The organism is Gimesia sp., from assembly GCF_048262075.1.
Lineage (GTDB): Bacteria > Planctomycetota > Planctomycetia > Planctomycetales > Planctomycetaceae > Gimesia.
Window position 1 is genome coordinate 23,951 of sequence record NZ_JBLXFK010000014.1, and the last position, 14,797, is coordinate 38,747.

At 49.8% G+C, this 14,797-nt stretch carries 7 protein-coding genes; 6 read left to right on the forward strand and 1 reads right to left on the reverse strand.

The window, feature by feature from the left end; translation table 11 throughout:
• Window positions 1-12 precede the first annotated feature (12 nt).
• The 4 genes from ACN0YH_RS22460 to ACN0YH_RS22475 all read left to right on the forward strand — a co-directional run bounded on the left by ACN0YH_RS22460 (window position 13) and on the right by ACN0YH_RS22475 (window position 5,275).
• Window positions 13-900: a dihydrodipicolinate synthase family protein gene (locus ACN0YH_RS22460; protein ID WP_145226059.1), complete on the forward strand. Its 888-nt coding sequence runs from the start codon at window positions 13-15 to the stop codon at window positions 898-900.
• A 53-nt stretch (window positions 901-953) separates the two neighbouring features.
• On the forward strand, window positions 954-2,759 hold the full coding sequence (locus tag ACN0YH_RS22465) for an exo-alpha-sialidase (RefSeq protein WP_417381837.1): 1,806 nt from the start codon (window positions 954-956) through the stop codon (window positions 2,757-2,759).
• Window positions 2,760-2,798: 39 nt separating this feature from the next.
• On the forward strand, window positions 2,799-3,821 hold the full coding sequence (locus ACN0YH_RS22470) for a bile acid:sodium symporter family protein (RefSeq protein ID WP_417381838.1): 1,023 nt from the start codon (window positions 2,799-2,801) through the stop codon (window positions 3,819-3,821).
• A gap of 272 nt (window positions 3,822-4,093) precedes the next feature.
• Window positions 4,094-5,275, forward strand: coding sequence for a fasciclin domain-containing protein (locus ACN0YH_RS22475; protein ID WP_417381839.1), 1,182 nt, complete (start codon window positions 4,094-4,096; stop codon window positions 5,273-5,275).
• Between the two features lie 64 nt (window positions 5,276-5,339).
• On the opposite strand, the gene ACN0YH_RS22480 is transcribed toward ACN0YH_RS22475, so the two are convergent.
• The gene (locus ACN0YH_RS22480; protein WP_417381840.1) at window positions 5,340-5,960 is read right to left on the reverse strand and encodes a GntR family transcriptional regulator; all 621 of its coding nucleotides are present in this window, start codon (window positions 5,958-5,960) and stop codon (window positions 5,340-5,342) included.
• A gap of 351 nt (window positions 5,961-6,311) precedes the next feature.
• Between ACN0YH_RS22480 and ACN0YH_RS22485 the strand changes: the two genes are divergently transcribed.
• Window positions 6,312-11,507, forward strand: a complete 5,196-nt coding sequence (locus ACN0YH_RS22485) for a PVC-type heme-binding CxxCH protein (protein WP_417381841.1) — start codon at window positions 6,312-6,314, stop codon at window positions 11,505-11,507.
• Window positions 11,508-11,994: 487 nt separating this feature from the next.
• Window positions 11,995-14,379, forward strand: coding sequence for an ABC transporter substrate-binding protein (locus ACN0YH_RS22490; RefSeq protein WP_417381842.1), 2,385 nt, complete (start codon window positions 11,995-11,997; stop codon window positions 14,377-14,379).
• Window positions 14,380-14,797 lie beyond the last annotated feature (418 nt).

Genomic DNA, 14,797 nt, shown 5'->3' on the forward strand with positions numbered 1-14,797 from the left:
AAGAGCACGCGAATGTACGAAGAGCTATTTGGTATCATCCCTCCCCTGGTCACTCCCTTTCGAGCAGATGGTTCGATAGATGAAGGAGCCTTGCGCACAGAAACGGAATATCTGATTGCGACTGCCAAAGTACACGGATTGGCGGTTTGTGGCAGTACGGGAGAAGGACATACCCTGTCGACCGAAGAAACACGTCTGATTACTTCAGTTGTCATTGATACTGCTGCGGGGCGCGTGCCCGTCATTACCGGCATCATTGCTAACAGCACCGCTGCCGTGATTGAACGGGGGCGGGCAGTCAGAGACTTGGGGGTTGCTGCGCTTCAAGTCACTCCCGTGCATTATGTCTTCCGTCCAAATGATGATGCGATGGTTCGGCATTTCGATGAAATTGCGGCTGCTACCGAATTACCTATCATGATTTATAATGTTGTACCCTGGACGTATCTCTCTCCTGAATTACTGACTCGGATCATCGATGAAGTAGAAGGTGTGATTGGTGTCAAGCAAAGTGCAGGGGACATGAAACTGCTGGCGGACCTGCTGCTGATGTCGGGAGATCGTGCGCGGATCATGTCGGCCGTCGATGCCTTGCTGTATCCTTCTTTCGCCCTGGGAGCGGTAGGCTCTATCGCTGCGATACTGACTGCCGCACCCACTCTGTGTGTCGAACTCTGGGACGCGGTTCAGGCGGGCAATCACAAAAAAGGACTGGAACTGCATGAAAAGCTGCTTCCCATCTGGAATGCCATTTTCGATGATAACCTGCCTGCCAATACCCGCTATTGCATGGAATTGCAGGGGCGCGAGGGGGGGATTCCCCGTCCGCCGATGCCGGTCACTTCCATTGACCAGAAAGGTCCTATTCGGGAAGCGTTGCTGAATGCGGGGTTGATTTAGAGTAAGATACAGAAAACCTTCAATCGAACGAATTAACTTTGAAAGAACCTCATATGAAACCTGTACTCGCCCTGTTGTTCTTGCTGTTGTTACCGCTTCAGGTATTCGCAGCCGAAGATCTGATTTATCAAAGTGGATTTGAATCCGATCAGGTCGGAGCGGTTCCCGCGGGCTGGCCTGTTTTTCTGCCGAAAACTTCTCCCAACGTCAAGGTCGTTGCGCAGGGGGCAGGGGAATCGAAGCATGCTTTGAAAAGCGTCCGTTCGAAATCGAGAGGTTTGACGGCGATTATCAGACCGTTTTCTCAATCACAACAGAGAGTGTTGATTGAGCTTTCGTTTGCATTTTCACCCGGTGCCGGTCGTTCTTTGAATCTGTGGACCTTCGAACCGGAAGGCACTGATGCCAGCCAGTTGAACCTGTGTATTCAAAATGGGAAACTGCAACAGTATGACGGTCGCACACGTTCGTGGCGCGTGATCTCAAAGGACGTGGAACCCTCAACAGATCCGACAGATCCGATCTGGCATCGCCTGCGTATCCTGGTTGATGCAGGACAATCTGGCATCGATTTCTGGTTATCGAAACCGGGAGAGTTCAAACTGCCAGACTCTCCCACCGGAACTCTTCACGCCTATCGCAGTGATCTGGATCTGGCGGGGTTGGCACTGGTTTCGGGGACGCGTCTGGCGAACGATGCCTGGTACCTGATTGATGATCTGGAAATCAAAGGGGGGGCTCAACTCCCGAGTCCTGGTGCAGTGGAGCCACTGCCAGAACCGATTGCTCTGTGGAGTGGACCACCTGTCCCCGCCGATCTGGATCAGATTCCTTTTGTACCGGAGATGACTCATCAGACAATTCATCGCGCTGAAAAAGATGGCTATAAATTTCTGCATGGTGCCGCCATCATCGCTCTAAATGGTGTCTTATATGCGAACTGGGCCAACAGCCCGGCCAATGAGAATGGACCGCATGAAACGCTGCAGGGCAGGCGTTCTATAGATGGCGGCAAGACCTGGCCGAAGCTGGAAATGATTGGCCCGGGATTTGAAGGACCCGAGCGACACAGCCATGGAGTACTGCTGAAACATCAGGGGAAATTATGGACGATCTGTAGTCGATTTGGAGTGGGTCGACCGGCGAAGCGATTTCCCGGTCTGCAGGGTGAGGCGTTTGTGCTCAATGAAAAAACGGATCAATGGGAATCAAAGGGCATTGTCATGCAGAACTGCTGGCCGTATGACGAACCAGTGCGGATGCCCGATGGGAATCTGATTACCGGCGGACAGGATCAGGATGGACTGCCTGTCGTTGCCATTAGCCATGGTGATGATCTTTTGCATTGGGATACGGTTCGGATTCCCTTCCCTCCTGAACTTTCACCCTCTTTTGCAGAGACCACCGTTGCTGTGGACGGGAAGAATGTCCGCGCGATTATTCGAGGGGGCGGTGGAATGGCCTGGGTTTCCATCAGTCAGGACAATGGCCGCAACTGGTCCAGCGCACGGCCTGCCAATCTACCGATGCCGCGTGCCAAGGCGTACCTGGGAACGCTTAGTACCGGACAGCAGTACCTTGTCTCCAATCTGAAAAACAGAGATACGCTGGTGATTTCTGTCAGTCAGCCGGGTGAGTCCACGCTGAGCCAGATGTGGAGAATTCGCCATGGAAAATCAGAAGCCCCGCGCTTCAAAGGTTTGGCGAAAAGTAAGCAATGGTCTTATCCTTATGCTCATGAGTATGATGGCAAGCTGTATGTCGTGTACTCGATCGGGAAGGAAGACTGTGGCTTGTCGATTCTACCAGTCACATCTCTACAGGTTGGCTCAACGGCTGCAGATGGTAACACAGAATAATGACTGGACCAGTTTCAGCTGGAAGAAGGGACTGGCTTCGTGAAACAGCAATTATTCCGCCTGATACAAATTCCATTCACTCTCTGGGTGCTCCTGTTTGCTGTCAGTGGCTATTATTTTCCCTGGCTCTATGACTGGAATCACGGGGGCTGGGAACCACGTCAGGCAATTGTGCCGCTGGTGCAGGTGATTATGTTCGGGATGGGCGTGTCGCTTTCGTTTGCCGATTTTCGTCGAGTATTAAAAATGCCTCGCGCGATACTGATCGGTGTGATTTGCCAGTTTTCGATCATGCCTTTTCTGGCATGGATTTTTGTGGTTCTATTTCAACTGCCCACGGAAGTCGCTGCCGGACTGATTCTGATCGGATCTTGCCCGGGAGGAGTGACTTCCAATGTGATCGCCTACATCGCCCGCGCCAATGTCCCCTTATCTGTCACGATGACGGCCTGTTCCACAATACTATCTCCGTTTCTGACACCACTATTAATGGAGTTCTGGGCAGGGCAGTACGTGCCGATTCCTGTGTTACCGATGATGCGTTCGATTCTCTTCATGGTTCTGGTTCCTGTTATGCTGGGTTTGTTTGTGAATCAGTTTGCTCCCCGGTTTGTGAACAGGTTGGAAAAAATACTTCCGGGTATTGCCATGTTTTCGATCTGCCTGATCATCGCCATTACGATCGCACTTGCCAGGCAGGAACTGGCTGCAGTCGGACTGGCATTATTTGCGGCAGCTCTCTGTCAGAATGCAGCCGGTTATACGCTGGGCTACTGGGCGGCCTGGTGCCTGAAGTTGAGTCACAGGGACTGTCGTACTGTGGCTTTCGAAGTGGGGATTCAGAATGGGGGAATGGCGACTGGCCTGGCGGTCAATGTTTTGAAAAACCCGGTTATTGCTTTGGGGTCTGCTGTCTTTGGGCCCTGGAGTGCAGTCACCAGTTCACTCCTGGCATCCTATTGGAAGCGCTGCCACCAATCTGAATTAGATCCCGATTTACAGCAGAACGGGTTGGAAACACCTGTATTTAATAATCCTTCTGAGGATTGCTCTGCTCCCTGATTAAAGCTCGATTCAGATCCTTCTTCGCGCATTTCAGAAATCTTTGCAAACCGCTGCTTGTCAAACAGCCTTCTCATTCTAAGGTATTGTTAGCTTGGAAACTGTAGTGGCCACTCATGTTTCACATAAGACCGTGTCCAGTTTAACTGAAGCGTCTCCAGGTCCATTTGGACCAGGTGTAATAGATCAAGAGACGTTATGGTTAAATGCGATGCTCTCCAGTAGTTCAGAAACCGAGTCAATTATTTCTCATCACCCAAGGAGTTTGTTTGATGAACCACTTGCTAAAGCAGTCAGCGGCTGTGGCCACCGCTTTTGCTGTCACATTATCAGCCACGCTGATTCAGGCCGCTGAAAAGAAAGACATTGTCGAAACTGCTGTGGAAGCAGGATCTTTTAAAACACTTGCCGCCGCCCTGGGAGCTGCTGATCTGGTTGGTGCATTACAGGGGGTCGGGCCTTTTTCAGTACTGGCTCCCACGGATGCCGCCTTTAATAAATTACCTGCCGGTACCGTCGAAACCTTATTGAAGCCGGAGAATAAAGATCAGCTGATCGCCATCCTGAAATACCACGTGATCTCAGGTGAAGTGCCCGCCAGTCAGGTTGTCAAACTGAAAGGGGCAAAAACTCTGAATGGCCAGCGTGTGGATATCGCGGCTGGAGAAGGAAGTGTAAAGATTGATGGAGCAACAGTCGAAGCGACAGATATCATGTGCTCCAATGGGATCATTCACGTGATTGATTCCGTAATTTTTCCCAGCAATAAAAGCATTGTCACAACGGCAGTGGAAGCTGAGAAATTTAAAACCTTAATCGCTGCAGCCAAGGCCGCCGGTCTGGCGGGAGTGTTGTCCGAGCAGGGACCTTTTACCGTATTTGCTCCGACAGATGATGCCTTCGCGAAACTACCGGAAGGGACGATTGCCTCACTTCTGAAGCCAGAGAACAAAGACAAACTGGCCGCGATTTTGAAATATCATGTCGTCGCAGGTCGGGTTTACTCGGAAGACGCTTTGAAAGCAGGTAAAGCGAAAACGCTGCAGGGTAAACCTGTGATGATCAAAGTGGTGGATGGAGTTGCAAAAGTTAATAACGCCAAACTGCTCATGACAGACCTGGATGCCTCCAACGGGGTGATTCATGTCATCGATACTGTGATCATGCCTCCAGAAGGTAAGAAGTACAGCGCGACGGAAGCTCGCGAGAAGATCAAGCATGCGGTGGCACGGGGCGCTAATCTCTATAACTGTGGGGATTATCACGCTACGACTCAGCTTTATCAGAAAACGATGCAGGATGTCCTCAAGAGTACAGACAGCATGCCTGCTACCATTCGCATGAACATGAAACATGCATTGAGTGAGTCGCAGCAGATGAACTGTGTTTCACAACAGGCATGGCGATTGAGAAATGCACTGGACCATGCTTATACAGAGATGTCTTCTCTGTAGTCCAATATTCTTTAAATCAGGGGCTCCCATAGTCACTTTTTGTCGGGTGGCTGCGGGAGCTTTTTTAATCGATATTGGAAATCAGGGCCTGTAATGATGGCTCCAGCTTGCCAGTTCGAAACATGGCCACAATCGCGACATGCTCGTAGTAGACCTTCATCGGGTCATTGGGTTTCTGAAATCCTGCCAGGAAGTGGCGACGCAGTCGAGAGACAAGAGTCACCCAGATCGACATCAGACCCTGCTCGGGAGATTTGGCAACGATCGACTGATGGAATTTGATATCCAGTTCCGTGAGCTGTCTATAGTCTCTGGATTCGCAGGCGGCTCTCATTTCATTTAGTAGCTCATCCCATTCGTGAAAATCCGCTTCTGACAAATCTGCGAAGATGGACTTCAAAGCAAACGATTCCACCGTCTGCCGGAGTGGGATCACCAGTTCCTGCATCGATTCCGAGGAAGCCGGGGCCACGCGCATACCGCAGTTGGGTTTGGATTCCACCATGCCTTCATGAGCCAGTTGTTTGAGCGCTTCGCGAATCGGGGCTCGACTGACCTGAAACCGTTCCGCCAGGCTGACTTCTCTTAACGGCATGCCTTCTTCAAAACGTCCGGTGATGATCTCCATCCGTAATTGCTCGACAATGTCCTGGCTCTGATTGGCGGCTGATTCGATCTGGGACATGATGTTTCCTGGTTTATTTCAAACGGGGTGATGCTGTGTTTTCGCTTCGATTGCTCCATTCTGTGTTATTGTGAACAATATTGCAATTCTTATTGAGGGGTATTGTTTCTGGCTATGGTCGCAGGGAATTATAAAACATGCTGATATTGTTCACGATTTTGGGTTTTGTGTCACAGGGACAGGAATCTCTAAAACTGCGGTATTGTATAAATTGTATACAATAAAAGGTTTGATTGGTTGACACGTCACAATGAGGCAGCCAGACTCAAAGGGAGAGTGTTTCCTGAAAGCTCAACGAATACCAGACTCTTAAGTCAGTATGGCAATTTAATACCTACCGGAGACTTACAGATGCTTTTGTCAGTCACAGCTGTTTTTCAATCCGCGTGTTCAAACCGGGATCGAATCCAGAAACTTTCCGTCCTGATTTTGAGCATTCTGTTTTTTCTGTCCTGCTCGCTGAGGGCAGCGGAGAAAACCGTCGAAACCGGTAATCGCCTGGTCTACCTGGATCAGGATGATCCCTATTATGTGTCGCAGCATTTTCCCAAGCTGACAACCCCGCAGTGGTATGGAGATCCTTCCGTCAAAGCGGTCTGTGTGCTTGCCATTGATGACATGCGTGATGTTCAGAAGTACGAAACTTACCTGCGACCCATCCTGGAGCGACTCAAAGAAATCAACGGGAACGCGGGCGTCAGTATCATGACCTGCCGCGTAAAGCCGGAAGATCCTCATCTGCAGAAATGGATTCAAGAGGGGGTCAGCATTGAGGTACACACCTATGATCATCCCTGTCCACTCTTGAAGGATCGTGATTTTGAAAAAGCCAAAGGGACTGTGGATCGCTGTGTTGATCTGTTGAACGAGATCCCTCACAGTCAGCCTGTTGCTTATCGCATGCCCTGTTGTGATTCCCTGAATACGGTCAGTCCCCGCTTTTTTACCGAGATCTTCAACAGTCAGTCTCCTAAGGGAAACTTCCTGCAGATCGATACTTCAGTATTTCATGTATTCACGGACAAGGATCCGGAATTGCCAAAAGAGTATGTTGTCGATCCGGATGGTCAAGGACGAATTGAGAAGTATGTTCCCGTGGATCGGGGTTTCGTGAATACGATCTTTGACTATCCTTATCCCTATCCGATTTCGCGGCTGTGCTGGGAATTCTCCTGCGTAACGCCCAGTGACTGGTCGGCCCAGCATCGCCAGAAGCCAATGAACCCATTGACGGTTCGTGACTGGACCGCCGTGCTGGATGCGACTGTAGTCAAACAGGGCACGTTCAATCTGGTCTTTCATCCCCATGGCTGGATCAGTAATGAGCAGGTCATCAAGTTGATTGATCATGCAACAGAGAAACATGGTTCCGCGGTTCAGTTTCTCTCGTTTCGTGAAGTGCTTGAGCGTATGAATCAAAACCTGCTGGCCGGACAGCCGCTGCGAAATGAACAGGGGGCTGACAATGGGGTGCGCCTGCTGGACTTGAACTTTGACGGTTTTATGGATGTCGTCATCGGAAATCAGAGCATACAGAAAACACGAATCTGGAATCCTGAACAAAACAGCTGGATCGAAAGTGGCTTTCCGACGCAACTGGTTACTAAGCCTGCAGCGGACGGTACGCAGGCCATTCGCAGTCGCTTTGGGATCTTGAACGACCAGGTAGTGCTGTTCACAATAACTCCTGATGAATCCGGGGCCTGGCGGTTTGACGGGAAAAGCTGGGTCGAAGAAAAATCACTCCTGGCCGGTTTACCTACAGGAGACGCGTCATTTTTTATTCAAAAGCAAGGCATCGACCAGGGATTTCGCCTGCGCGATTTGAACCACGATGGTCAGTGCGAGCTGATTGTCTCGAATCCAAAGCAACAATCTGTGTTTAAGTGGTCTGAGAAAAATTCCCAATGGGAGCAACTTGCCTGGTCCCTTCCTCAAGCAACATTGCTTGTCGATGCGAATGGTCGTGATGCGGGGCTGCGGTTTGTGGACATTAATGAAGATGGCTACGAGGATACGCTCTTTTCCAATGAGAGTCGCTATTCGCTGCATCTGTTTAAATCAATTGATGAGGGCTGGAAGCAGCTGTTTAATAAGCAGAGAAAAGAGGCAGATGAGGTTCCCGCCATATCCAGGAACGGAACGAATAATGGTGCCTGGTTTCACTCGAAACATCTCTGGGTTCAAAATGAAGATACTGCCAAACTGAAACACCTTGTCGCCGGTAAGTCGTTTGAAGAATTAATGGAGTTACAGGGACCTCAGCCCAAGTCTCCTGCCGCAGCGCTCAAAACCATTCAAGTCAAACCCGGATTCCATGTAGAGCTGGTTGCTGCTGAACCCCTGGTGCAGGATCCGGTCGCTTTCGACTGGGGACCGGATGGAAAACTCTGGGTGACAGAAATGGCCGACTATCCGCTAGGAGTGGATGAAACCGGGAAATTTGCCGGGCGGGTTCGCTACCTGGAAGATACTGATGGTGACGGCCAGTATGATAAATCGACCCTGTTTCTTGAGGGGGTGGGATATCCGACTGGTGTCATGGCCTGGCGCAAGGGAGCGATTGTGACGACGGCTCCGGAAGTGTTTTATGCTGAAGATACCGACGGAGATGGCAAAGCGGATCTGCGCGAATCGCTTTATACCGGCTTTGGTGAAGGGAACCAGCAGCATCGTGTCAATGGTCTGCGGTGGGGCCTGGATAACTGGGTTTATCTGGCCAACGGCGACTCAGGCGGAAATCTACTGTCGGTTAAAACGGGTGAGAAGCTGACGTTTGGACGTCGTGACTTACGCATCAGGCCGGATTCCGGATTAATGGATCCTCAGTCAGGGCAGACTCAGTTTGGTCGGGAACGAGATGACTGGGGCAACTGGTTTGGCAGCAACAACAGTAATCCTGCGTTTCATTATGCACTGGCTGATCACTATCTCCGCCGCAATCAAAGTTTGATTGCACCGGATGCGAAAGTCCAGGTTTCAGTCAGACCGGGAGCGGCTACTATTTTTCCCATCAGTCGGACGCAGGTACGCTTTAATGATTTCAATAAGGTCAATCGTATTACCTCAGCTTGTGGCCTGTGTTTGTATCGGGATAAATTACTGGGTTCCGATTTTGTCGGGAATTCGTTTATCTGTGAACCAGTCCATAATCTGGTACATCGGGAAATTGTCACTTCCAAAGGGACGACGTTTACCAGCCAGCGGGCAGAGAGTGAACAGGATTCGGAGTTCATGGCTTCGACGGATAACTGGTTTCGCCCCACGATGGCACGCACCGGCCCTGATGGAGCGATCTGGGTGGCAGACATGTATCGCCATGTGATTGAGCATCCACAGTGGATTCCAGAGGAAATGCAGGCCAAACTGGATCTGCGTGCCGGTAAAGAGCAGGGGAGAATCTATCGGATAGTGAAAGATCGGACGCCGCTGCGTCCTGTTCCCCGACTGGATCAGTTGACAGATTCAGAGCTGGTACAGGTACTGGAAAGTCCCAACGGAACACAGCGTGACATGGCCCATCAATGGATGGTCAGTCAGAAGCTGCGTTCCACGGTACCAGGTTTGAAGAGCATGGTTTCAAACGGCAAAGCAGCAACGGCCCGACTGCATGCGATGTGTGTGCTGGAGGGATTAGACGAGGTCACCGCGGAAGTAGTACTCACCGCTCTGGCTGACTCACATCCGGGAGTACGTCGGCATGCAATTCGAATTGGTGAACGCTTCGACAATGACTCACCAGAGATCGGTTCGAAGTTACTGAGCATGGTAGATGACTCTGATCCCCAGGTGCAAATGCAACTTGCCTATTCACTGGGTGAATGGGATTCACCGAAAGCCGGCGCTGCTTTGGCGCAACTCGCGTTACGGCATGGTCGGGATATTTATCTGCGCACTGCAATTTTGAGTTCGGTTGGTTCCCACCTGGATTCCTTCACAACAGCACTTTTCAAGGAACTGAACGGAAAACAGCCTCCCGCGGAAAGCTTTAATGCTCTGGTCGCGATGGCCGTTGCGAAGAACGATCAGGCGACGTTGAAGCAGATTTATAATGTCGTCGGGAAGCGAACTGCCGGAAAGCCATTTGAGCCTTGGCAGTTCCAGGCTCTTGCGACTCTCCTTCAATCCCTGGGACGTCGAAATCAGTCTCTGACACAGTTTTATCAGAAATCCGATCAACAGTTACAGGTGGTACTTGATCAACTGAAACCCCTTTTTTCTGAGGCGAGAACGATCGCTGAGGATGAAACTGCTTCTGTGCAAAAACGCCAACAGGTACTCCGATTGCTCGGTCGCGGTTTCGCACACCGTGATGAGGATTTCGAACTGCTGGCCGGTCTGCTTTCTCCTCGTAATTCACGTGAACTTCAGAGTGCTGCTGTTTCGGCATTGACCCAATTCGGAAATCCACAGACGCCGGAGATTTTACTCGAACGCTGGAGAAGTTTTGGGCCTGGCTTACGTGCTGAAGTCTTGAACGCCCTGCTGAGTCGCAGAGCCTGGAGTCAATCCGTCTTGACGGCGCTCGAGCAGAAAACCATTCTCCCTGCGGAGATCGATGCTTCCAGTCGCCAGATCCTGCTGAGCAGTAAAGACAACCAGATCCGCAAGCAGGCAGAACGGTTGCTGGCTTCATCCATGAACTCCAATCGTATGAAGGTTGTGGAAGAGTATTCGGTGGTTTCAGAACTCAAAGGGAATGCCGAGTCGGGACATCAGATTTTTGTCAAACGCTGTTCTGTCTGTCATCAGCTGAATCAGGAAGGAAAACCAATCGGTCCGGATTTGTCGGCTCTGACTGACAAGTCACATCGAGCATTAGTCACCGCGATACTGGATCCGAACCGGGCAATAGAAAATAAATATGTGAGCTACCTGGCAGTCACGGTTAACGGGCTGACCTTTAACGGGCTGCTCGCAGCGGAGAGTGGGGAAAGTATTACTCTGGTTCAAAATGATGGCAAAACAAAAACGCTGTTACGCAATGATCTGGAAGAACTGCTCAGTACGGGAAAATCCCTGATGCCAGAGGGATTAGAGAAAGATATGTCTCCCCAGAATCTGGCAGATGTGATTGCCTATCTGAACGCCATCGAATTACCGCGTAAAACATTCAACGGTAATGCACCTGCTGTTGTGGAAGCGGAAGCTCTGAGAGGAGATTACTTTTTGACTCCGCAACTGGCTGAGATTTACGGACAAACGCTGAAGTTTGAAAATAAATATAAGAATCTGGGTTACTGGCAGAGTGAAAACGACCGAGCCGTTTGGACAATGGACGTTCCGAAATCGGGTAAATATGATGTCTACCTGGAATATGCCTGCCCACAGGGAGTCGCCGGTAATCTGATGCAGCTGGAGGTCGCTGGTCAGCGACTGATCTGGGCCGTCGCTGCAACAGGCAGTTGGGATGTATATCAGAGCCGCAAACTCGGGACGCTCAATGTTCCCAGTGGCAAGACCCGTCTGACGGTTCGCAGCGATGGCAAAATCAACAATGCACTTCTGGATCTCAAAACGGTTCGTCTCCGCGTTGCCAGTCAGTAAATATTGACTGGTGTGTCATTGTCAGAACAATAACCTGAAAGTGTATGTGCTGTCCCGAAACCAGGCCAGCATCAAATCTTTTATACTGGTTGTATTGATTCTGCTGTCTCCGAAATCCCTGTTTCCAGCGATGTGAAAACTCTGCTGGTTCCGAAAATAATTGGTGAAAAACAGGTGTCAACTCCAACGTTCTGCCGTTATTGGAGGTAATGATGTGGGACGAGCGTGTACATTCCTTGTTGTCATTGAATTTTCATGAATATTCCTTCGAGTTTGAAAAAAAACGATTGCGTAAATTTTTTTATGAACGATGATTTTGTATATCTATAAAACCCTCATATAAATGGCTTTTATTTTGTGTTCAATGGAACACTGGCCGTTGGTTGGATAATATTTTTCAATCACTTGAGAGACGCCTGGCAGGAAACCTGCATTCCGGGGCTGAAATTTTACTCGATTGAGACGATCAAATTCTGGGAACTGACCCGTGTCGGACAAAGGTTACCAAGATCCCGTAGATGGTGAAGAAACTGTCGATGAATTTCCCCCCGTCGATCCTGCGCAGGAAGAAACGGTGGATGAAATACCGCCGCTCAACATCAACGAGATCGACAAAACCATGATTGGTGGCAACAGTGTCTCAGGTAAGTCGTCGCCTCATCTGGAGGGGCCTTCCGCTGAGAAAGCAGCCGCATGGATCGGGAAAAAGCTGGGGAAATATACGATCACCGGTCTCCTGGGGCAGGGGGGGATGGGGGTTGTTTATAAGGCGCATGATACAACGATCGAGCGTGATGTTGCCATCAAGTTGCTGCCTGCCGAACTGGCTTCAGATAAAATGATGCTGGATCGGTTTCTGGCAGAGGCTAAGGCCGCTGGTCGCTTAACTCATCCTCACGTGGTTTCCATTCACGAAATTAACCAGGAGGGGGATATCCATTACATCGTGATGGAGCTGATGACAGGTGGCAGTACCGATGACCATCTGGAATCAATTGGGCCTTATTCTCCTCTGGAAGCATCACGAATTATCGCAGATGCCTGTGAAGGGTTGATGGTTGCGCATGCCTCCGGGCTGGTGCACCGCGATATCAAGCCGGGAAATCTGTTGCAGTCAGCACATGGTACGATCAAAGTCGCAGATTTTGGTCTGGCGAAACGAATCATTCAACAGTCGATGCAGCTTACCCAGGATGGTCAGCTGATCGGGACGCCTTACTTTATGAGCCCCGAGCAATGCGAGTCTAAGCCTGTAGACATGCGGAGCGATATCTATTCTCTGGGGGCTACATATTATACTTTACTGACAGGGGATCATCCCTATGAAGATGCCGGCAGCATAGTACAGATCATGTATGCCCATTGTCATGCTGACATTCTTGACCCTCGTGATGTGAATTCCAGCATTCCCGATAAATGTGCTGCCATTGTCTGTAAATCGATGGCCAAAAAACCGGAAGACCGCTATCAGTCTGCCAGAGAAATGTTACAGGATCTGAAAGCAATCACTGTCAGTGCAGAAAAATATGGTGATACAAAGATTTTGAGCCAGGATGAACTGGAAGGACATTCTGCACCAGTTGCAGCGCCGACAGCTGCTCCCTGGCGGGGGACTGTGTTTAATACCGTTATTTTTCTGGTGACCTTTCTGTTGCTGACCCTGGTGCCTTACTATTACTGGAATTACAGTCATCCACAGAAAGTGACTGAACCGGCTCTTACCAAACAGCAGGCGGGACCTGCCTCCCAGGGAATCACCAATGAGAAAATTCTCCTGGCGACTTCGACTGCCATGACCGGTGCCAATAAGGAGTTGGGAACCAATATGGTGATGGGGATGCAGGCCTGTTTTAAATCGATCAACGAGGCGGGGGGTATCGGTGGTCGTCAGCTTGAGCTTGTTGTGAAAGATGATGGATATGAACCAGACCAGGCGCTGGATAACATGCACACACTGTTTGAAGAGGATCAGGTATTCGCAGTGATTGGCAATGTAGGCACACCGACTGCTCAAGTGACCGTGCCTTATGCGAATGAGAACCAGTTTCTGTTTTTTGCACCATTCACCGGAGCGCAAAGTCTGCGACGTGATCCTCCCGATCGTTATGTGTTTAATCTTCGTGCCAGCTATGCGGATGAAACTGCAGCAATGGTCAACTATTTTGTTGAGAAGAAACACATTGCCCCTGAAAAAATTGCTGTGTTTGCTCAAAATGATTCCTTTGGCGATGATGGTTTTGCAGGTGTGGCGAAAGCCCTGGGAAAATATAAAATCCAGCCGGAAAATATTTTCAGAGTTGGTTATGAGCGAAATACCACGCAAATCGCAGATGCTGTCAAACAGATCGAAGAAAACCAGGGTCGCATCGACGCATTGATCATGGTGGCGACCTATAAGCCAGCAGCCTTAATGGTACAGAAGATTAAAGATCGAAATCTGAATATTCAGACTGCCGCTGTTTCCTTTGTGGGAAGCGAACTGCTGGCCCAGCAGTTTAAAGAAATGGGCCCTCAATATGCGGAGGGAGTGATTGTGACCCAGGTGGTGCCTTACTATCTTTCGAGTGCTAGCGGAGTATTACGATATCGCAATGCCATGAAACAATTTTACCCTCTTTCCAAGCCGGGTTTTGTCTCTCTGGAAGGGTTCATCGCGGCGGAATGTCTGGTAGAAGGTTTAAAAGTTCTGGAACAATCCGGTAAATCACTGACCACAGAAAATCTGATTAATGCCCTGGAACAGATTAACGGTCTGGATTTGGGTATCGGGCCGATCATTAATTTCGGTCCCTCACGGCATCAGGCTTCTAATCGTGTATGGGGAACGATTCTGGATAATAAAGCACAATACAAAGAACTGGACATGGAGTAAGGTTTATCTGCCTGGAATGTTATCTGGTGTTTTGTGTTGAATGGTTCGCAGGATTCGCTTTATTAAAAATCAATGAAATTATCTGTAGCTCATCTTGAATCGCTTTCGTTATAGAGATGCGGGCCCATTTGATTCTAACCAGCCTTCCAGCGATTGTAGATCGTAAGTCTTGCTGATGAAACCAGATGGAGCCGCTTGAAGCCAGCTCAGGTATCTGTGTTTTCCGATCTGCTGAAACTGTTACTGTCCGCTTTCGTTTCCGGATGATCAATTTGATTTGATGAGCGACTCTACTTAAGAGAGCTGTAGTCAATGAAGAAAACAGCATGAGGGGACTGCTGATTCGGGATGAAGCTCGAATCCGTGATGCTGAACAGAGCATAAGCCGAGTGACTTCAGTATTCCTTGAGGGGTTAAC

Excerpts from the sequence above, each read along its gene's own strand:
- ACN0YH_RS22460 (WP_145226059.1), top strand. The coding sequence starts at position 13 with ATGTACGAAGAGCTATTTGGTATCATCCCTCCCCTGGTCACTCCCTTT.
- ACN0YH_RS22485 (WP_417381841.1), top strand. The coding sequence starts at position 6,312 with ATGCTTTTGTCAGTCACAGCTGTTTTTCAATCCGCGTGTTCAAACCGG.
- ACN0YH_RS22480 (WP_417381840.1), bottom strand. The coding sequence starts at position 5,960 with ATGTCCCAGATCGAATCAGCCGCCAATCAGAGCCAGGACATTGTCGAG.
- ACN0YH_RS22465 (WP_417381837.1), top strand. The coding sequence starts at position 954 with ATGAAACCTGTACTCGCCCTGTTGTTCTTGCTGTTGTTACCGCTTCAG.
- ACN0YH_RS22475 (WP_417381839.1), top strand. The coding sequence starts at position 4,094 with ATGAACCACTTGCTAAAGCAGTCAGCGGCTGTGGCCACCGCTTTTGCT.